The 21,721-nt window shown below is 41.0% G+C and carries 14 protein-coding genes, 1 tRNA gene and 1 pseudogene; 12 read left to right on the plus strand and 4 right to left on the minus strand.

Going from position 1 to position 21,721, the window contains the following annotated elements; genetic code table 11:
• Window positions 1-13: 13 nt before the first annotated feature.
• The 6 genes and pseudogenes from AAEZ00_RS09000 (at window position 14) to AAEZ00_RS09025 (ending at window position 4,422) form a co-directional block, all read left to right on the plus strand.
• Window positions 14-802 carry a segregation and condensation protein A gene (locus tag AAEZ00_RS09000; protein WP_101030480.1) on the plus strand — a complete coding sequence of 263 codons (789 nt, stop codon included), beginning with the start codon at window positions 14-16 and terminating at the stop codon, window positions 800-802.
• 22 nt (window positions 803-824) lie between these two features.
• Entirely contained in the window at window positions 825-1,580 is a 756-nt protein-coding gene (gene scpB, locus AAEZ00_RS09005; RefSeq protein WP_351088580.1) for an SMC-Scp complex subunit ScpB, read from the plus strand.
• A 427-nt stretch (window positions 1,581-2,007) separates the two neighbouring features.
• Window positions 2,008-2,443 (plus strand): annotated as a pseudogene (locus AAEZ00_RS09010) (efflux RND transporter permease subunit); the annotation flags it as partial.
• A gap of 280 nt (window positions 2,444-2,723) precedes the next feature.
• Entirely contained in the window at window positions 2,724-3,596 is an 873-nt protein-coding gene (rluB, locus tag AAEZ00_RS09015; protein WP_101030484.1) for a 23S rRNA pseudouridine(2605) synthase RluB, read from the plus strand.
• A gap of 193 nt (window positions 3,597-3,789) precedes the next feature.
• Window positions 3,790-4,119 carry a hypothetical protein gene (locus AAEZ00_RS09020; protein WP_101030488.1) on the plus strand — a complete coding sequence of 110 codons (330 nt, stop codon included), beginning with the start codon at window positions 3,790-3,792 and terminating at the stop codon, window positions 4,117-4,119.
• A 217-nt stretch (window positions 4,120-4,336) separates the two neighbouring features.
• Window positions 4,337-4,422 (plus strand) — tRNA-Leu (locus tag AAEZ00_RS09025).
• A 334-nt stretch (window positions 4,423-4,756) separates the two neighbouring features.
• Here the strand turns inward: AAEZ00_RS09025 and AAEZ00_RS09030 are convergent.
• Window positions 4,757-5,032 carry an HU family DNA-binding protein gene (locus AAEZ00_RS09030; RefSeq protein WP_101030490.1) on the minus strand — a complete coding sequence of 92 codons (276 nt, stop codon included), beginning with the start codon at window positions 5,030-5,032 and terminating at the stop codon, window positions 4,757-4,759.
• 486 nt (window positions 5,033-5,518) lie between these two features.
• Between AAEZ00_RS09030 and AAEZ00_RS09035 the strand changes: the two genes are divergently transcribed.
• From AAEZ00_RS09035 to rplY, 3 genes are all read left to right on the plus strand, one after another.
• Window positions 5,519-6,946, plus strand: coding sequence for a L,D-transpeptidase family protein (locus AAEZ00_RS09035; RefSeq protein WP_351088581.1), 1,428 nt, complete (start codon window positions 5,519-5,521; stop codon window positions 6,944-6,946).
• A gap of 261 nt (window positions 6,947-7,207) precedes the next feature.
• Window positions 7,208-7,759 carry a peptidoglycan L,D-endopeptidase MepK gene (gene mepK, locus AAEZ00_RS09040; RefSeq protein ID WP_101030497.1) on the plus strand — a complete coding sequence of 184 codons (552 nt, stop codon included), beginning with the start codon at window positions 7,208-7,210 and terminating at the stop codon, window positions 7,757-7,759.
• A gap of 116 nt (window positions 7,760-7,875) precedes the next feature.
• The gene (gene rplY, locus AAEZ00_RS09045) at window positions 7,876-8,163 is read left to right on the plus strand and encodes a 50S ribosomal protein L25 (RefSeq protein WP_101030500.1); all 288 of its coding nucleotides are present in this window, start codon (window positions 7,876-7,878) and stop codon (window positions 8,161-8,163) included.
• 102 nt (window positions 8,164-8,265) lie between these two features.
• Here rplY and tamB read toward each other — a convergent pair whose 3' ends face one another.
• Together tamB and AAEZ00_RS09055 are read right to left on the minus strand one after the other, a co-directional pair.
• Window positions 8,266-12,192 carry an autotransporter assembly complex protein TamB gene (gene tamB, locus AAEZ00_RS09050; RefSeq protein WP_351088582.1) on the minus strand — a complete coding sequence of 1,309 codons (3,927 nt, stop codon included), beginning with the start codon at window positions 12,190-12,192 and terminating at the stop codon, window positions 8,266-8,268.
• The gene (locus tag AAEZ00_RS09055) at window positions 12,189-13,979 is read right to left on the minus strand and encodes an autotransporter assembly complex protein TamA (protein ID WP_351088585.1); all 1,791 of its coding nucleotides are present in this window, start codon (window positions 13,977-13,979) and stop codon (window positions 12,189-12,191) included. Before AAEZ00_RS09055 ends, tamB begins: the two co-directional genes overlap by 4 nt.
• A gap of 188 nt (window positions 13,980-14,167) precedes the next feature.
• Between AAEZ00_RS09055 and AAEZ00_RS09060 the strand changes: the two genes are divergently transcribed.
• From AAEZ00_RS09060 to hrpA, 3 genes are all read left to right on the plus strand, one after another.
• Entirely contained in the window at window positions 14,168-15,202 is a 1,035-nt protein-coding gene (locus AAEZ00_RS09060; protein WP_351088583.1) for an isoaspartyl peptidase/L-asparaginase family protein, read from the plus strand.
• 170 nt (window positions 15,203-15,372) lie between these two features.
• Complete coding sequence (locus AAEZ00_RS09065) at window positions 15,373-15,789, plus strand: CBS domain-containing protein (protein WP_124014104.1); 417 nt, start codon at window positions 15,373-15,375, stop codon at window positions 15,787-15,789.
• A gap of 77 nt (window positions 15,790-15,866) precedes the next feature.
• A complete protein-coding gene (gene hrpA, locus AAEZ00_RS09070) occupies window positions 15,867-19,742 on the plus strand; it encodes an ATP-dependent RNA helicase HrpA (protein WP_351088584.1) in 3,876 nt (1,291 codons plus the stop codon).
• A gap of 1,258 nt (window positions 19,743-21,000) precedes the next feature.
• Here hrpA and AAEZ00_RS09075 read toward each other — a convergent pair.
• Complete coding sequence (locus AAEZ00_RS09075; RefSeq protein WP_124014102.1) at window positions 21,001-21,456, minus strand: hypothetical protein; 456 nt, start codon at window positions 21,454-21,456, stop codon at window positions 21,001-21,003.
• Between the last annotated feature and the right edge of the window lie 265 nt (window positions 21,457-21,721).

A 21,721-nucleotide genomic window follows, 5' to 3' on the forward strand; every position in this document is an offset into this window, starting at 1 on the left:
GTCAAGGATAAACATGCAAGGCAGTCAGCAAAGCCTGCCATTGGCAGTGGTTCGTGGTCAAGTTCTTGATAGCATGCCATTGGACTTGTTTATTCCGCCGGAAGCCCTAGAAGTGTTTCTTGAAACCTTCGAAGGCCCACTGGATTTGTTACTCTATTTGATCCGCAAACAAAAATTGGATGTGGTTGATTTACCCATCCAACAAATTACCCAACAATATTTACTCTATATTGAGATCCTCACCGAAGCGCGGATTGAGCTGGCAGCCGATTACCTGGTCATGGCCGCAACGTTGGCTGAAATTAAGTCACGTTTGCTGTTGCCCAAAATGGCGACGGAAGACGATGAGGAAGAAGATCCCCGTGTGGTACTTATTAGGCAATTAAAGGCTTATGAGGTGATTAAGCAAGCGGCAGCCGATATTGATGTGCTACCGCGTATTGAACGAGATGTGTTTCAGGCATCTGTTAGCGCAGCTCCCGATATTAAACCGGTGACGGTGCCACCAGAGGTTTCACTTGTAGACATTGCTCGTGCCTTTGGGGAAGTGCTCAAACGGATTGATGCCAACGAAGATCACCATGTTAAGCGCGAACACTTATCCACGCGCGAACGTATGAGTCAAATTTTAACCAAGTTATCCAGTACGGAATACATTGGTTTTGAGTGCTTGTTCGATGTGAGTGAAGGTCGAGCCGGTGTGGTGGTGAGTTTTTTGGCATTAATGGAGCTGGTTAAAGAATTATTAGTTGAGTTAGTGCAAAATGAACCGTTTTCGCCAATTTATGTAAAAGCGTATTAATTAACGATATTCGAAGAGATCCATGAAGCCAATTAATCCTATTCAACTAAAACAACTCATAGAAGCCAGTTTATTTGTCTTAGCTAAGCCGTTGTCGGTAAAAGCCATCAAAGAAACCGTACTCGCTGATTTTAGTGTGTCGAGGACGCGTATTCAGGAAACGCTCGATGAATTACAACAAGATTATCAAGAACGTGGTGTACAACTGGTTAAAGTAGCTAGCGGCTATCGCTTCCAAACTCAAGAAATACTCAGTCCTTATCTACAACCACTGTGGCAAGACAAAGCCCCTAAATATTCGCGGGCTACACTTGAAACCTTGGCCGTTATTGCGTATCGGCAACCCGTGACTCGTGGTGATATTGAATACATTAGAGGCGTTGCTATTAGCAGTCAGATTATTAAAAGCTTGGTCGATCGCCAGTGGATTAAAGTGGTTGGCCATAAAGAAGTGCCCGGTAAGCCAGCGTTATATGCCACTACCAGTGCATTTCTTGATTATTTTAATGTAACAAAACTTGCCGATTTACCTGCGTTAACGGATGTTGATTCTTTACATTCATTATTTAAAAAAGCCCAGTTAGCCATGGATGATATTGTTGAGCTTGATGAGACGGTTGATCTAAATGAAGCGGTTGATCTAGTCCAGATGGAGGACCTAGGTGAAAAGCATGTTGCAACGGACAGTCATACTGACAAGCATCATGGCAATAGCGATACGGTTGAGGCACAAGCTGAACCAAACTCCCGCGATGCTGATAATGCTACTCAACATTAATCAATAGCTGTCTCTTCTGATAATATTTTATTATCAATTGCCGGTGGGCGACAGACACACTTTTTGCTGTGTCTATGGTGATTGATAACGGCCACTTTCGGGTAGATTATTTACTATATAATCGATAAATCGCTGATCGATGAGGCTTAAAAATCATCTTGATGGATACACAAAAAATGACACGCTAATATATGGTGGTCACTTAGCAAACAAACGCACCCGTTTGGCATGTTTAAATTCTTGCTGACAAATACGCAGCGGTAAATAACCTATACCTCGTCCAAAAAGCGAAGCCTCGTAAGCTCATTTAATACTCGTTAGTACATAATCATCCTTAACCGCTCGCATAGCATCATAGGCCTGTGGCACTTCGCTAAACGATTTACCATTAGCGAAGCGAAATAAAATCGAATTGTGTTGTTCTATAACGGCTGTCTCTAGCTTGATCTCAATAGGCTATTTAGCGATATTTTTAAGCACCTTGTTCCTGTTTAATGTGGTGCGACAACCACTAATTACCCGGTTCACTGTACCATTGGCTATTACTGGCGTATCAGCAGGATTATTGATATTGGATGCGCCGTTTAGCTTTAGGGTGTTGTTTGAGTTATCGAATCTATCTGGCATGGTCATCAAAATGGCATTGTATTGGTTGTTCAAATCAATTTGAACGCGAAGAAGGTAAGGACGCTGGATTTGCACTGCTTGATCCGTGTGTAAGCCGTGTTCGTCCTGTGATGATGGCAGCTATCACCACTATGTTAGGGATGATCCCATTAATCAGTGATGCCTTTTTGGGCTCTATGGTGATAACCATCATTTGGGGTTTAGGTTTTGCGTCGCGAGTTACTTTAGTGGTGTAGCTAGTCAGGTATAGCCTAGGCCCTAGTGTTTAATATTAAAGTGACTCGTTAACAGCGGCATTTCTTCGTTAATAAGTCACTTAAAGCAGCAATTTTGCGTAAGCATGACTGATATAGTTGAGAAACACTGGTATTTTTTGCTCACCAGCTCCATTCAGCGTATAATCGATGTACTTTTCTAAATTGTATGCGCTCCTTGCGGGTACAATCCTAAAAAGATAATGGAACAAGAGTTATTAACATCTTGTTTTTCATATTTAATCCTTTAAAGAGTCCGCTAATGAGTGAAAAATTGCAGAAAGTCTTGGCCCGTGCAGGCCATGGCTCCCGTCGTGAGATGGAGGCATGGATTGCTGCAGGCCGAGTTAGTGTTGACGGTGAAATATCTGGTTTAGGTGATCGTGTTGAGGCTGATGTCAAAATACGTATCGATGGCCGCGCTATTTCATTAAAATCAGCTGATGACATTGTTTGTCGTGTACTGGCATACCATAAACCTGAAGGTGAGATTTGTTCGCGCAAAGATCCTGAAGGCCGTACTACCGTGTTTGAACGTTTACCTAAAGTGCGTGATGCTCGCTGGGTTGCGGTAGGTCGTTTAGACATTAACACTTCAGGGTTACTATTATTTACCTGTGATGGTGAGTTAGCTAACCGTTTAATGCATCCGTCGAATGAAGTAGAGCGTGAATACGCTGTGCGTACCTTTGGTGAAGTGTCAGATGTCGCAGTACAGCGTTTACGTAATGGTGTGCCCTTAGAAGATGGTCCAGCAAAGTTTGACAGCATCAAACCTGCTGGTGGCGAAGGTATCAACCAATGGTGGCATGTGACCCTGAGTGAAGGGCGTAATCGTGAAGTCCGTCGTTTGTGGGAATCGCAAGAAGTGCAAGTCAGCCGTTTGATCCGCGTGCGCTATGGCATGGTTGAATTACCAAAGACCTTACCCCGTGGTGGCTGGATCGAGCTGACTATTGACCAAGTAAACTACTTACGTAAACTTGCCGGTTTAGAAGCTGAAACCCGTTCAATTTTAGGTACCGACAAACACAGTGTTGCGCGTTCTAAAGTTAAAAGCGCTAAAATCCGCCGTGCAGTGCGTAAGCATAAAGTGGTCGGTAACCATGGAAAACCAAGTCGTCAGCGTAGCTAATGTCTTGATTTAGGTTAATGTGAATAAGGTCGCGGATGCGGCCTTTTTTTGTGGTTTGTTTAACGGACAATTATTTTTTCTTATCCTACTTGTCAAAAATAAATTCTCAGATATGATCCACAAAATTTACGATCTCTTATGCGTAATTTGACGATTTATGTGCAGTGGTATTTATGTTGATTATCAGGAATGTATGAAAAAATTATTGTCAGGTTTATTAGTATTATGTTTAGTGGCTTGTGCATCAGTACCTAGCTGGCAAGGCATGTCTGAGCGTGAGATTAGTCAATGGAAAGCCATCGGCTTTGATTCGACCCAAGCGCAAAACTGGCGTGTAAGGGGCTTTGGACCTGCTGAATCTGATGGTTGGATAAAAGCTAACTTCAATTTAGACACCGCAACCATTTGGGCTAAAGAATCATTTAATGTTGATGAAGCACAAGTGTGGAGCGAAGCAGGCTTTGAGATTGAAGAAGCCGTGACTAATCGTAGCAAGGGCTTAACCCCAGTGAGAGCCAACTAATCAGATGTCTGTGCTAAACACTTTGTTTTGTTGGATTTTACATCGGATTGGCGTTTTTTGAAGCGTTCAGTTCGATGTGATCAATGTTTTAGTTGCTTGGCCAAAAAAAATCAGTAAAGTGTGCTTCAAGTTAAGCGGGAGGCGAAATCCGCTCAGTTTATCTTATGTAAAACAAATTAAGTGAGTTGATGTTTTTCTATCAAAGCACACTAAGTTTGCCCGAGTGGTGGAATCGGTAGACACAAGGGATTTAAAATCCCTCGCTGAATAAGCGTGCCAGTTCAAGTCTGGCCTCGGGTACCATTATAATCTCTAGCAATAGAGAGTGGTGTAAAAAAGCCTCAACATTAGTTGGGGCTTTTTTATGTCTGAAATTTGGTTGTAATGGTAATAAACGTTAGAAACGGTGAGAGTGATAAAAGCGAACAAGCCTAGGTACTAGAACGGACTTCGTCCTGCTAGTTCGCTACGCGGCTATAAGAGCGGGTGAGGTCTGAATGCTGCAGTTATAGTCTCTAGCTGCTAAGTACTCTAGTACTTAGGCTCTGAATGTCTAACGTTGGCTTCAGTAAGCCCAGCATTCAACCGTCTTCCCGCTACTGCTGCAGTTATAGTCTCTAGCACCTTGATTTAACGGTTAAGTGTTGATTAAGGTTTTTAAAGCCGGTGATGCTTTAAAGCTAGGTTGATTAAATCCGTCAATGTCTATTGTTTCACCTGTTTGTGGATTACGCCCTAATTTGGGTAAATAAAAACGCAGTTCGAATGTGCCAAATTGGGGAATGTAAATCTTCTCGCCTTCAGTAAGCCCTTGATGAATCACCGCTAAAATTTGCTCTAATTGCGGCTTAACTTGGTTTTGTGGGATGGCCAATTGTATTGCCATTGATTGAATGAGTTGTTTTTTATTCATAAGAGTCTCACAGTTATTATCTTAATGCTGGCTTAAGTACACGCTAACGTCCCTTATAACAACTCAGGATTAACCTTCATAGCAACTTGATGATAACCGCATGCTAATTGGTTATTTTTTATAATGTTGCTTGATATATGTACACTAAGGTAACGCTTTGGTATTAAGTTTTGTTGCTCAGATGTATCTGTTATTCAATCCTGCTCAACATTTGCCATACTGGAATAGTGGTTTAAGAGTATGCTCAGTCATTACGTTATGCTGTTTATATGCAGTAATATCGTTAACGGGTTTGGCTAACACCTCATGGTCATTTGCAAATGTGCCCATGAGTGTTAACAAGGGTTGTTTTCATTATTCATGGGATTAAGAAACCATATTGAGTAATAGTCGGTGTCCGTTATATCGATTTTTAAACTTTATTAATAGGCTGATTGCGATAAGAGTATGCCTTAGCGTAGAGATAAAAGTGTGATGGGGAAGAACATGAACAGTGGTTTAGGCTTTGTGAGGGGATATAAGTGCGTAGCATGGCTACTGTTATTTATTTCGCTGTTTTTGTCGGCGAATGCACGAAGTCAATTTGATAACTTAACACAAAACCTTTTACTTCAGTATCTTGCAGAACCGACATTAGAGCGTGAACAGTATTTAACAACGCTACAAGCGGGTACAATATCTGAGCAACTAGAGTCTGTCGATATTATTCAGTTATCTGTCGCTGATTTTTGGCGTCAAAAAAATGTGCCGTTATCTTTTGATAAGCTCAACTCAGGGGCCAGTATTGTTGAGAAGAATATTAGTTTAGAGCCTGAAGTCGATGATTATCTTTGGGTTGTTAATTACCTTCGTAAACTTATATGGTTATCGCAAACACAATCATGGCCAGCTATTGAACCTGGTGGTTTGTTACGCCTAGGTGATGGTCATCAAAGCATTAAACTGATTCGTCAACGGTTATGGTTGTTAGGCGACGCTATTGAGTATGCTGCGGATGAAGTGGTCTATAAAGAAGACCTAGCGCAAAGCGTTAAACGATTTCAAGCCCGTCACGGCTTAACACCTGATTCAGTTATCGGGCCAAAAACGTTATTTTGGTTAAATCAAACACCATTAGCGCGCGGCCACTTATTGGCAAAAAGTTTTGTGGAAAAAACCGCTTATTCAAGCCGATTATCTCAACCATATTTATTGATCAATATTCCCGCTTTCAACATGGTGTTAGTAGAAGATAATCAAGTGGTACTGCAATCGAAAGTGATTGTGGGTAAGTCGTATAGGCAAACACCAGTCATGCAGGGTAATATTTCAAATATCGTACTTAATCCCACTTGGACAGTACCGAGACAGATATTACGCAAAGATGTGTTGCCTCTAATTCATAAAGACGGCCATTATTTAGCTAAAAAAAAGTTTGATGTGTTTGATTATGAAGGTCACCTAGTTGAGAAAAGTGCACAGCAATGGCAGGAGGCTGCCGTAGGGCGGTTTCCTTATCGGGTTGTTCAACGCCCGGGGACATTTAATTCGCTAGGGCGATATAAATTCCATTTTAAGAACGATCTAGATGTATATCTACATGACACGCCTAATCCTGAATTATATCGCCAATCTCAACGGGCTTTGTCATCGGGGTGTGTGCGGATTGAAAAAGTACAACTGTTAGCGGATTGGTTTGCACGATATTTGATCATTGATAAGCGCATTTGGAACCGAATGCAATTAAATTACGATAAAACTCAGTGGTTTGCGCTATCTGCTACTTTACCTGTGCATTTGGTTTACTGGCGAGCTTGGGTTGATGATGAACATGTGGCTCAGTATCGGGATGATATTTATGATGTCGATTCCGTTGACGTTGTGAGTTTGATTGGCCAACATGCTATTTTCACCGATAAAGTGATCACGCAGTAATAATGAAGTAAAGTTAATCACTATGCTAAGGCATTGACCTATCTCACAGATTAGTCTTTATTTGCACATTTACTGTGCAAGATAAAATGACCAGACTTGCAATTATTGTCATTAATGTTTAATTTACTCATCAGTTGGGCAAAAAACAAACAATTATCAGTGTTCAATTCTCAGTATTAAATTATAGAGAAATTAATTAGACATAAACTGTGTTCAATAACATGGTTAACTCCCGAAGATGTAGATTATAGTGGTGTGTAAATGACAGTAGAGTGCCTAACTCGTCGGCAGTTATTATTAGGCTTAAGCGGCGCCGCAGTGGTAACTCTGTTACCTAATACCGCTCAAGCAAGTCGTTCAACTCATGGTGTTAAAGATTTACGTTTTTATAACCTCCATACCGGTGAAAGAAGTCAGGGGAGTTTTTGGGTTGATGGCCAATATCAATCTGAGACACTGATTGAATTTAATCAAGTATTACGTGATCACCGCCAAAATATCGCCGCGCCGATTGATAAAAGATTATTTGAATATTTGTATAAATTACAAACTACATTAGATAATCATGATGAAATTAATGTTATCTCGGCTTATCGCTCACCCAAAACAAATCAAATGCTCGCATCGCGAAGTAACGGTGTTGCTAAGAAAAGTTTCCACATGAAAGGGATGGCGATGGATATTGCTTTACCCGGTGTGTCGACTAAACATTTACGAGATGCTGCGCTTTCTCTAAAGTTAGGTGGGGTGGGGTTTTACCCTCGCGATGGATTTGTACATGTTGATTGTGGCCCCGTGAGGCATTGGGGTTAATATATCTGCTTGTGGGCTGTTGGTGACTGTGGTAACATCTGCGCGCTTTATTTGAGTCATCGTTGGTCGAAAATGGTGACGCCTTCATACTTTATTAATTATTAAGTGAGTGACTAATGTCTTACACAATCAATGCAGAAACCCGCACAGAAATCGGGAAAGGTTCGAGCCGCCGCCTACGTCATGCAGATCAAGTTCCTGCAGTAATCTATGGTCCAGGTAAAGAGCCTATATCAATCAAGTTTGCACACAAAGACATCATTAATATTCAATCAAATGATGACTTTTATACAACTGATTTAACCATCTCTATAGACGGTAAAGAAGTTAGCGTTCGTGTAAAAGCTATTCAACGTCATGCATTCAAACAATTGATTGAACATATCGACTTCATGTTTGTTTAATTGCTGAGTTGAAAAAAAGCGCCTAAGGGCGCTTTTTTTGTGACTGAATTTTATCGCTAAATTCTATAATTACGCTAAACGCTAAACGCTAAACGCTAAACGCTAATCGATTTCGAAACTATAGTAGATATCCAATGATTGACTTAAGGTACTCGAGACACTTTCTAAATACAATTGTGAAAATAAATAATATCGCACGGTCATTTCATAACCGGGGTTAAATACTCCCACACCATACTTAATCATTAAGTCTTCGCCAACATAACCACTCACGGCCACTTTACCATCATCGTTGGTATCAAGTTGTACGTTGGAAAAACCAAATTTTTCAACCAGCCCCGTAGCAGTACTGCCAATGCTATTCATTGCTCCACCATCAAATTGAGAGCCTAAACTGAGTGCAGCACCCATCATTAATGAGTTGCTTTGTTGGTTGGTTGTACTGGTAAAGCCTTTACCCGTCAAAATATAAGATAACACCTCAGCTTGCTCTTTCGCGGGGTTAGAGAATAAGGTGACAACTGGACGCATTGGTGTGCCAGTGACTCGAACTCCTGCGGTTATATTGCTGTCTTTAATGTCTCTTGTTGCTTCTATATTCAGGTTTGGCAATGCTGTCGGACCAACAAATTGGACTTCACCGGTATCAATACTTAAGGTTTGTCCCATAAACTTATAGGTACCTTTATTGACTTTGATATCACCAAATAGCATGGGAGGCTTAAAAGCTTGCTGCTGTAGTACAAGATCACCTCCTAGCTTCCCCTTAAGACCCATACCATCGATGGTAAGGTTTTTACCCACACTGATATTTAAATCGGCCGTAACGGCGTAAGGACTGGTTCTAACCATTTTTTCAGAAACGGAATCGTTGAATACCACATCGTTTGATACTGCAACGCCTCCTTCTGCTAATTGAGAGATTTTTATTTGTCCTGATGGCACGTTGACGTTGCCTTTTATCGCAAACAGTTGCTCATCAAAGGTGATATTAATATCTGGAGAGACATTTAAGATTGCTATAGGTGGTTGAATAACAGCTAAATTAGTGCCTTTTATATCAATATCACCACTAAATTTTCCTTGTGGCCAATCGAGGGTCCCTTGAGCGCTCACTTGTCCGTCACCCATATGCCATTGGCCATTGAGTTGCCCTTGTTGGCCTTCTAGTGCCAGTGACAAGTAGATTTTATCGATCAATGTTGGATTGGTTGATAAGGAAAATGCACCGTCGTTGAGTTTAATATTACCCGATACACTAGGATCCATAAGGGTGCCGGATAAGCTTAATCGACTGGATAAAATGCCTTCTAAGGTTTCGATCCTAGGGAAGAACTCTCCAAAAGGAGCCAGATTCAGTTCATTAACATTGATCGTACCTTGTATGGTGCGATCAGGAGTGATGTTGACACTCAATTGACTTTGCCAACTGGCGATGCCGGACGAATCAAAACTTAATGAAGTAATAATTTGTTTTTCATCGAGAGAGGCTTGTAATAATAACTGCTGGTAGTCGATGCTAATGGTATTATTTTTGGTACGGCTAAGCTTAATGTTACCTGGCAAGAGCGTAAACTGAACATTGGCAGTGGGCTTTTTACCTTTAGCCCAATTAACTTGAGTGGTTAATGCCGCTTCACCGTGCCAGGTAATTTTTTTAGACAACATCGGTGCTAATGATTTACCTGGGTTACCGGTAAATGTCATATTGGCTTGGCCAGTGTGACCCAAATTAACATCATTGATTAAACATAATTTATTGTGGGGATGCACTAAGCAAAAACGGCCCACGCTGCCACGATGATTAAGTTGATCCCAACTGGCAGTAATTTGTTTATCTTGTTGCCATTGTCCAAGAGCATTACTGATCCTGAATTCTGTTAATTTGGCATTGAACTGTTGTTTATCGATATTGCTACTACTGGTCATTTGAGTGTTGATGACCACATCACCTTGAGTATTGAGCTTACTTTGTTGTTGATGTTGATTGCCTTCACTGAAGAATGCGATATCCGTCAGTTTATAGCTGTCCCATACGAGATTAGTATTATGCAGTTCAATCCAATACTTGTGCTGTGCATAGGGGTGGTAATTGGCGCGTAAATCAAGGCTGTCTATTTTACTGCCTTGGTAACTGAATTGGCTGATCTTTGCATTAATATCAACTATTGGGTCTGCACTATTGCCGGTTACATCAACTTTGGCAAAGATATTACCGCGGCCACCTTTTAGCCATTGGCTAACATCGGGCACGCTAAGTTCGGCAGCGATGTTCCAAGCTTTGTTGGCTTGGCCATTGATGACTAACTGAGCCCCCAGTGCATTTGCTTGAAGATTGGTCGCATTAATAGCAAGCTCTTGATTTAATGAAATATCACCTTGTAAATTCAATGGATAACCATTTAAATATCCTGTTAAGTTCGCATCTTGGACTGCCACTTTCCATTGTTTATCAGCGATGGTGCCACTGCTGTTAAAACGGCCACCGAATTTACTTTTGATGGAGGTTTGCTGATTAATATAATCAATGTATTGCAATTGAATAGCGTCGGTAAGCACATTGGCTTGCCATGTTATTTTATCTCGATATGACAGCTGTCCTGTCAGATCTATATTGCCAGCAACGGATTGGATATTAAGTTTATTAATGGTCAGTTTTTGCTTACGATTAACGACATCTGCAATAATAGCCAAAGCAGGGTGGTAAGGCGTGGTCAGTTGCCCTTCAAACTGCGCCACTTGGTCTTTAATATTACCTTGACTGGTAAAACGGCTAATATTGCTGGTGTACTGCGGATTTTTTAGCGGCCACTGTAATGCGGCGTCGGTAAGCGTTACTTGGTAATCAAGCGCTGCTGTGGTGAGATTCATTTCAGCGGCAAGATTAAAATGAGTATCGCCCTTAGCAATAGCGTTGATATTTAACCGACTTAAGTCTTGGGTGAGATCCAGCTGGAGTTGTTGTTGTTTAAGCCCCGGCAATTCAGGTAGATTATCCACATTGGCAACGAGCTTTAATGTGAGTGGATAATGGTCGAGTAAAGCTATTTCCCCCATAACACTCACATCACCATCATTGTGTTGAATATCCAGTTGGGTTATTCCAAGTTGAAATTGACGAAAACTGGCGGCTAACGCGATATGGCTAAAATGGTCAGCACGTTTACCGATAATGAGCTGACTTTCAGTGGCATTAAATTGCCTAACATTGACAGGAAAAGGCATAAATACTTGTGGCAAATTAGCCAGTGGCCATGAAACTGCTTTGGCGTCAGCAGTTTGATTAGTCGCTTTGTTCTCTGCTTGATGATTGGTTTGGCTTGCTGATGTTGTATCAGGAATATTGACGATTAGCCCTTGGCTTGTGAGTGATTCAACCACAAGCCCTGTGCTATTCCAGATGGCTTGAGTGGTTAAATTATCGGCATAAAATGTCATGTTATTCACATCAACAGTAACGTGTGCCAATTGGGCGTGGCTAAGGCTAATGTCAAAGGGTAATTCAAGCTCGGTAAAAGGGTCTTCGATATCACCTGTTTCATTAGCGTTTGTAGATACTGGAATTTTATCGCTGACAATGTTTACATCAATGCTCGATGCAACGAGATTTGTCACACAAATTTGTCTGTTAATCAAACAGGTAGGCAGCCATCCTAATGTTAAATTTTCTGCATTGACACTGATCCCTGGCATTGACCATGACACGTGATGCAAAGTGAGTTCACCATTTAAGGTGCCAGAGGCATACTCAACGTCAACATCGCTGACAAATTGATTGACTAGTATGACTCCCATTCTACTGCCAAATGGGGTGCCGATAATGATGGCAAACAGCATCAATAACACCAAAGGGACATAGATGAGTATTCGGGTATAAAGCTTAACACTGCGCCAAATTCTTGCCGATAGGCTGGTTGATCTGTTTACTTTTTTATGACTTGGCTTGAGTGATTCCTCTGATTGAGTATTTTGCTCATTATTTTGCTCATTATTTTGCAAAAGACTTTGCTCAGTATGTTTATCTATCATAAATCTGTTCCCATGGTTAAATGGAAACGATATGAACGTGCGACCGTCTCGGTTTCTTTTAAGCCAAAACCTAAGTCCATTCTAATTGGACCAATGGGTGATATCCAGTGCACCCCACCGCCAACAGATACCACGGGTTCAAATTGCTGAGTATCAAAAGCATTGCCAGCATCGACAAAGGTGGCGACGCGCCAGGTTGGAGTAAGATAGTATTGATATTCTACGCTACCAATGGCTAAATAGCGTCCGCCGACGACCTGTCGAGATAAGCCTCCTTCGCTGTTGGTATAGTCAATATAAGGCCCTAATTCTTGATAACTGTAACCCCGTATACTTTGGTCTCCACCGGCGAAATAACGTAACGATGGTGGAATATTGTTAATATCATGTTTATCAACAATATTGGCCGCTAAGTCCATTCTGGCGACAAACCTGTGCTTATCAAATAGAGTATCAACCCATTTAAATCTGGCTTGTAAACGGCCAAGCCGAATGGTGGAGCCTAAGGAAGGATCAGCGTACTCAAGGCTATAAGTTTGACGATAACCTGACTTGGGATCGAGGCTATTATCACCACGAACGGTTTTTGTGAGGTTGTAACCCAATAAATAAAAACGTGGGTCGAAATCTGTATCGAGTTGATTATAGAATTCTCTAATAGACTCAACTGAATAACCATGTAACCAATTGCTTTTAGAGCGCCGTTGACGGGTTAATCCAACTAAGTACTTTCTAGACTCTAGTTGACCGGTATTGTTAAATTGACGTTTTTCAGCGTCATAATCTTGGGTGACACCATATGTGTCACGTAATATTCCTAGTTTTATTTTTAGTTGATCATCCAAAGGGTGGGTTAATGGAATAGTATAAGTCGTCAAAATTTTAGGTCGTTCAGGAGACCACTCTGCACTGGTTTCTTGATTATGGCCATAGCGATTTATTTGCGGCGTGCGCCAAGTGACTCGCACGCGAGGATCGACACTGTTTTCAGTACTGTTACCGATATCAGCACCTAAACCTACTCCAATAAGATGACTAGGGCGTGGACTTAACTGAACGTTAATGGGCACTACCCCCGTATCAATTTTATCTAATTGTGGTAATACTTTAATGTTACTGAAGTAACCTGTGTTTAATAAATTGCGATTAAACTCAGTTAATAGCTGTGTGGCGTAAGGCACATCAGCATCAAAAGGAATTAATGATTCAACAATGTCATCATTGAGAGTACTGCCTTCAAAGTGAACATCACCAAATAAATAGCGCTTACCAGAATTAAACTGTAGGTTAATTTGGGCGGTATTTAAGTCACGATTAATGTTGATTTCTGATTTGGTGTATTGACCATCAAAATATCCTCTTGCCAGCGCTAACGTGATTAACTGTGATTTTATCGAATCATAGACACCGTGGTTTAAGGTATCACCAGGCTTAATTTTTAGACTGTTTAGCCAGAGTGAAAAGGTATTATCTTGGAGCATGTCACCTTGAAAATGAATATCCACCCATTGAATAATGACCGGTTCTCCTGGGGTTATATTGAGGCTTAACTCCCAAGGGCCTTTATCATTCTCTTTAACATCAATATCTAAAATTGCATGGTAGTAGCCCATGGATTCAAGCGCATTATGGGTGTTATCGTCAACGGTAAATAAAAATGCACGCCGCTGAACATCGTTATCTGGCAAGGTGCCTAAATGAGCAACAATGTTCTTTTCAATTTTTTTCGGCACGCCGGTAACGTTAATTGTTAACCAATTTTCGTCGGCCAGCACAAAGCCTGACATCAGTAAGGTCAACGAAAGTAATAGGAATTGGCTAATTTTAAGGCGTTTTGTCGACAAGTTAAGCTAACTTCCCCAAAATTTATGATGATGACCATTGTCGCTACAAAGTATAAAAGTCGCAAGGATATGATTGAAATTACAAGCAGAAATGGTTACAAAGATAAACCACCTTCAAGGATTTTTCTAACATGAATAAATTATATTTAACGATTGCGCTATGTTTAAGCTTAACGTCCAATACCAGTTTTGCGAAAGATGATAAACCTTTTGCTATTGCAATCCATGGTGGCGCCGGCACTATTTCAGCAGCCAGTCTAAGCCCTGAGCAAGAGAAAGCCATTCGCAACAAACTTAAGCAGGCAGTTGATGCTGGATATAAAGTGTTAGATAAAGGCGGCGACAGCCTCGATGCGGTGCAAGCTGCGATAAATGTGTTAGAAAATAGTTCATTGTTTAATGCTGGGGTTGGTGCTGTTTATACCTTTGATGGTGGCCATGAGCTTGATGCCTCAGTCATGGACGGTAACACTATGAACGCTGGTGCGGTTGCTGGGGTTAAACATATTAAAAACCCGATTGATTTAGCGAGAAAGGTGATGGAAAAATCACCTCATGTAATGCTTTATGGACAAGGGGCTGAAGAATTTGCATTAACACAACAATTTAGTTTAGTGCCTAACAGTCATTTTGATACCCCACATCGTTATTCACAGTTGCTTGATGCTAAAGCGAGTATCATTGAAGCCGAGCAAAATAACGGTGGCGATTATCAGGCGTCAGTAGAACAGTTAAGTGCCAATTATAAATATGGCACAGTGGGTGCAGTAGCACTTGATAAGCAAGGTAACCTTGCTGCTGGGACATCAACCGGCGGCATGACAGCAAAACGTTTTGGCCGTATTGGTGATTCTCCGGTCATTGGCGCCGGAACCTATGCTGAAAATGGCGTCTGTGCGGTATCTGCAACAGGGCACGGTGAGTATTTTATCCGTTATCAGGTGGCGGGTGACATATGCGCTAAAGTTAAATACCAACAAGTATCGATTATTCAAGCGGCTGATGAAGTCATTAATCAACGCTTAATATCGGCTGGTGGAACTGGAGGCGTGATAGCAATTGATCAGCGTGGCAATATCGCTACGCCATTTAATACCGAAGGTATGTATCGTGCAACTCGAAGCAAAGGCCAAGCTGCAACAATTATGATCTGGCGTGACAAGTAAGTTCTAGCTGTGATAATAAGTACCGATTAATACAATCGGTTTTATTTTCTATCCACTGGACCATTATTGACTAAACTTAATCAAGTCAGTACTTGAATGTTGATTCAATATGAATTGATTGACGAGATTTATTATGCACGTAGTCAATTAGCGTGCATTTAGGGGGTTATATGGATTCAATAAAAATTAAAGATTATATGGACAGGCATCCAGTATTATTAACTGCGGATATGTCACTGGCTATTGCAGTAGAAAAACTACTTGATAGTAAGAAAAATGGTGCGCCTGTTATTGATAATACTGGGCTATTAGTGGGCTTTTTGTCTCAACAAGATTGTTTATCTGTGATGTTAAAAAGTAGCTATCACTGTGACATGACCAGCACAGTACAAGACTGCATGAAAAGCCCTGTATTGTCGGTTACGCCCGATGAAAGCATATTGGCATTAGCCGAACAAATGTTAGGGCCTAAACCCAAGATTTACCCTGTATTGAGCGCGGGGAAAGTCATTGGTACCATTAATCGGACCAATGTGCTTAAGGCGATGAATATTTATATGCAACAGTGTTACTTATCTCCAGTCTAACAATTGTTAAAATCAATACCATTCTGCTGTTTTCCTTGCTAGGATCGCTTTTTTTGATGTAAGCAAGGGAATCAGATTTGAATTCGGACCTTCACCCGCTATCTAAGGCGTATCTCAATCTTTGTTATCAAACCGACGCGGCTAAAATTCGTCGTCGTTTGTATCGAGTCAATAAAGAAGCCGAGTCTGAAAAAAAATCCCAAACGTTAGCGCAGTTGACTGAAGCCGCGCAGCAAGCCTTCGCAAAAGCGCAACAGCGCTTACAGTCTAGACCGGTTATTGATTATCCCGATGAGCTGCCAGTTTCACAAAAACGAGATGATATTGCTTCTGCCATAGCCAATAACCAAGTGGTGATTGTGGCGGGGGAGACTGGGTCAGGTAAAACCACTCAGTTACCTAAAATCTGTCTTGAACTGGGCTTAGGGACTCGAGGCTTAATTGGCCATACTCAACCGCGTCGTCTTGCTGCACGAAGTGTCGCGAACCGTATTGCTGAAGAACTTAATAGCCCATTAGGCGATGTCGTTGGCTTTAAAGTTCGTTTTGCTGATGCCATGAGTGACAAGAGTTACATCAAACTGATGACCGACGGTATTTTGCTCGCGGAACTCACCTCGGACCGATTTTTAAACCAGTACGATGCGATTATTATTGATGAAGCGCATGAACGAAGCTTAAACATTGATTTTATTTTGGGGTATTTGAAACAGGTATTAAAAAAACGTCCAGACTTAAAAGTCATTATTACTTCCGCTACCATCGATGTAGACCGTTTTTCAAAACATTTTAACAATGCCCCTGTTATTGAAGTGTCTGGACGTACCTTTGAAGTTGAAACGCGTTATCGTCCATTAGTTCGTGATACCGATGTTGATTTAGATGTCAGTGATGGGATTTTTAGTGCCGTTGATGAGTTGATGGCAGCAGGACCTGGCGACATCTTGATATTTATGAACGGCGAGCGTGAAATTCGTGATACTGCTGATTTACTCAATAAACAACAGTATCGCGATACTGAAGTTCTACCTTTGTACGCTCGTCTTTCTTACGGTGAACAGTCTAAAGTTTTTAAAAGCCATATTGGCCGCCGTATCGTATTAGCCACCAACGTTGCCGAAACCTCATTAACCGTGCCAGGGATCCGCTTTGTTATCGATCCCGGTACCGCTCGCATTAGCCGTTATAGTTACCGTACTAAAGTGCAACGTCTACCGATAGAACCCATTTCACAAGCCAGTGCAAATCAGCGTCAAGGACGTTGTGGCCGTGTCGGACCTGGTATTTGTATTCGACTTTACGATGAAATGGATTTTATTCAGCGCCCCGAATTTACCGATCCTGAAATTTTGCGTACCAATCTTGCCTCGGTCATTTTACATATGTTGTCGATTGGGTTGGGCGATATTGGCGGATTTCCATTTATTCAGCCACCGGATCAAAAACACATTCGAGACGGTTTTTTATTGCTTGAAGAGTTACAAGCGGTTAAAAAATCTGGGGATGACTTAATCTTAACGCCATTAGGCAAAGACTTAGCCAAAATTCCCCTCGATCCGCGTTTGGCTCGAATGGTCATTGAAGCCAATAAATTGGGATGTTTACACGAAGCATTAGTGATTACTACCGGTTTGTCGATCCAAGATCCGCGAGAACGCCCCACAGATAAGAAACAAGCAGCAGACGAGTGCCATCGGCGTTATGCCGATAAAGACTCTGATTTTGCAAGTTGGGTGAAGTTATGGGATCACGTTAAAGATCAAAAAACTGAGTTGTCAGCCAGTCAGTTTAGAAAGCAATGCCGTGATGAATATCTCGCGTATTTACGCGTACGTGAATGGCAAGATCTGTATACCCAAGTAAAACAAGCAGTACATGAATTGAAATGGCGTATTAATGCAAGCGCGCCCAGTTACGAGCAATTACATAGAGCATTATTATCAGGATTGTTAAGCCATGTTGGTTTTAAAGGTGAAAATAATGAGTATTTAGGGGCCCGTAACCGTAAATTTTTCGTTTTCCCCGGTTCACCATTAGCCAAAAAAGGTCCTAAGTGGATTATGGCCGCCGAGCTCACGGAAACCTCACGTTTGTTTGCCCGTTGCTGCGCCAAAATTGATCCAGAATGGTTAGAATCACTCGCGTCTCATTTAGTGAAAAAGCAGTATCTCGAGCCCCATTTTGAAGCGAAAGCGGCCAGTGTGATCGCACTCGAAAATCAAATACTGTATGGCTTGATGATAGTCAACAGACGTCGAGTACAATATGGCCCTATTGACCCGATAGAAGCCCGAGAAATCTTTATTCACAGTGCATTAGCAGAAGGGCAGTTACAAACGAAAGAAGCCTTTTTTGTTAATAATCAAAAGCTATTGAATGACATAGAAGCGTTAGAGCACAAGTCACGTCGTAGAGATATTTTAGTCGACGAACAAGTGCTGGTGGATTTTTATGAACCCTTGATCCCGCCAGGCATTTATAACGCGCCGCTATTTTTTGCTTGGTGGAAAACAGCACGTCAACAAACACCTGACTTACTTGATTACAGCCAATCTTTATTAATGCAGCGAAGTGCCGACCATATATCTGCACTCGACTTCCCAGAAATATGGCATAAAGGTAATTTAGCCTTAACTGTCAGTTATCATTTTGAGCCGGCTAGTGTTGATGATGGTGTATCTGTGCATATTCCTGTTGCACTGATTAATCAAATTGATGACAGTGATTTTGATTGGCTCGTTCCAGGATTACGAGAAGAAAAGCTGATTGCATTGATTAAGTCACTGCCTAAAAATCTGCGGCGTAACTTTGTTCCTGCTCCGGACTATGCCCGGGCATGTTATCAAGCAATGAAACCGTTTGAGTTATCGATGCTTGATACTATGTGTAAACAATTATTGCGCATGAGCGGTGTCAGAATTTCTGCAGATGATTTTGAGTTAACTCAACTGGCAGAACACCTTAAAATAAACTTTAAAATTGAAGACGATCAAGGTCGTTTAGTCGCTCAAGGACGTGATTTAGAAGCGCTAAAAGGTCAGTTACAAGGCGTTGTGGCCAAAGCGATCCGTAAAGTGGCAGATAAAGGCATCGAGCAACATGCGATAACAACATGGTCATTTGGCGATTTACCGGTTCAATATCAACAGCGAAAAGGTAATTACGAAGTCAAAGCGTATCCGGCATTAATGGATAATAAAACCGATGTGTCGATTAAGTTATTTGATGATGAACATGAAGCTAAACGCCATCATCGAGTCGGACTGCGCCGATTATTATTGATTAATATCCCTTCGCCAGTGAAGCACTTGCAACAAGCATTGCCTAATAAGGCCAAGCTGGCGATGTACTTTAATCCGTTTGGGCAAGTGCAGATATTAATTGAAGATATTATTAATGCTGCTGTACAGCAGTTGTTAGATCAAAAACAACTCGACATTCGCAACGAGCAGCAGTTTGAACAAGCAAAAGATTGGGTCCGCCAAGAGCTTAACCCGACTGCAGAGTCTATTGCGCTAAATGTAGAGCAAATTTTGACGATTTATCAACGTATTAAAAAACGTTTGAAAGGTAAAATTAGCTTGGATATCGCGTTTGCGATGAGCGATATTCAAACTCAACTTGATAGCCTCGTTTATAAAGGCTTTGTGGACGACTGTGGCTGGCAACGGTTAACTGATGTGGGTCGTTATCTGAAAGCTATTGAAAATAGACTAGAAAAGCTGCCAGTTGACCCCGCGCGCGATCGCTTACACATGCACAGCATTGCTAAAGTACAACAGGCATTAACGGCCCAATCGGCCAAAGTGCCACGCTCACAACCCGTTCCTGAAGCCTTGATTGAAGCTCGCTGGATGATAGAAGAGTATCGGGTATCATGTTTTGCACAGGTGTTAGGCACCGCTTATCCCATTTCAGAAAAGCGTGTGTTGAATTATATCAATCAAGTGTAATCTGATGAATTGATCTTCCGCATGACGGCATAAATACAACCGAGATCACTTAGCTGATGTCGGTTTTTTATTGCTTATCCTAAATTGATAAATTATTTAGTACTTAGTCGGCATAGGGCGCTCTCTGGGTAACTATCCTCAGCTCTGGATAAGCGATGGGATAAATCGATAAAACGGGATTATTTCAAGTCGGCAATATCAAACTTACCCGTTTTTGACAACAAGGCTTTTCCCCACGTCAATAGCGAGTCGATGCAACACACAGAGTAAGGCAACAAGCTATTTGATAACCGTATATTATCCTGAACTTAACTAATATGATTGTAGGAAGAATTGTTCTGGACAACTATTCCTGTCTTGATGCTGTTGTTGGCCAACATAATGTTGAACACTTAGCGGTGTTTTTCAAGATAGTGGTTCCTGAAACTCGTATTTTAGGATCAACTCAAGCATTCCACTTTTTTTGTTACCTATCTCTTAAGGAATAACCATGATTTTAAAAATATGCCAGAAACATAAAAAACTGAGTATTTCTATTTACTTAAACAACTAATGCAATGGGTGTGAATCATAATCTTATCAAAACAAGAGTCGGCAATTGCTGCAATAGTTCAAGACATCTACCCCCTTTTTAATGTTCTCTTTCTTGAAAAACTTTCATAAAAGTGAGTGTTTCCTTCATTTTGTGGTGTTATGTAGACTATTCGCGCAACAGAACTGAAAGTTTTTCGTAATTGCGGTTTAAATGTGATCTGACTATTGATATACTCGTTCTAAGAAGAAAGTGATTGTTACTCTTCTCTCTGTAAGGTAAATGTCATCCCCGCCCAGCATTAACAAGATGTCGTCAGTTTTTAGGATTCAACATCGTGTTTTTGTATATAAAAAGACATGCCTACACCTACAAAAAGACTTAAAAGATTGGAGTGATTATGGAAGTTCATGAATACGAAAACGCTTACTATCAAGTGAAAGATGACGTGTTAGAGTCTTTGCCTTCTGACGAAGAATAAGACCATTGAATGAGCATCTTAATGCTAAGGCTATTTAGTTCTCGCATTAAATACTTCGACACAGAAACTAAAAATAGCAGCCTAGGCTGCTATTTTTTATTGGTTATTTTTCATTGTTTGTTTGTATCAATAATGTGGATCAATAATTTTTAGCAAGAATACATAGCGTTTTATTGTCAGTACACAGTGATGATGGCTCCACTCAACCAAAGTCGTCAATATGTGCGACTTGGTACGATCCAACATTAACCTTCAATGCGACCCTTTTCAGGTAATATTTCAACAATAATCCAAGTATTACCTTTTTTATGGAGACGAATGGTGCGATCGTCAATCCATTTTTGGCCACCTTTTAGTCCTTGCATCTTAACTATTACGGTAACGTCGTCGGTAAATTTGCGGAAGAAATCGATATCAATTTCATCAATAGACATTGTGACTTGCTTCATGGATAAACCTAGTACATTCCGTTGTACTGCCGACGCAATATGGTAATGGTCAATCACATCCCAGATATCTGGAGAGACAAACTTTTTAGCTTTATCAACATCACGATCAACATAAATAGCTTCGAAGAAACCTAATGAGACCTGTTCTGGTGTGAGTTGAGGTTCGCCTAGCTCATTTGATTGGCCGCATGCACTGAGAAGGAAGAGTAGGCACAATGGGAGAAGTTTTATCAAGGTAATTTTTTTAAGCATAAATTTTTAACAGCTAATATTATTATTTTTAACCAGTATCTCGGTTTATGGCAAGTGTTACAAGGTTAAGGTCCATATAAATAATGGCACCACGAACAATTGTAGCGCAGATCATAATTTGCTTTTTGTTTTATGACTGATAGAACGTGTTTATGGAAATGATGGCGCTGTATTGAGCTATCACTCACATCACGACTAACAATAACAATAACACTATCAGGACACGACTATTCTGATCTTAATCCGTTAAAGCCCAACTCAGCAG

This window comes from Shewanella sp. S1-49-MNA-CIBAN-0167, from assembly GCF_040310145.1.
In the GTDB taxonomy this organism is placed as follows: Bacteria; Pseudomonadota; Gammaproteobacteria; order Enterobacterales; family Shewanellaceae; genus Shewanella; species Shewanella psychromarinicola.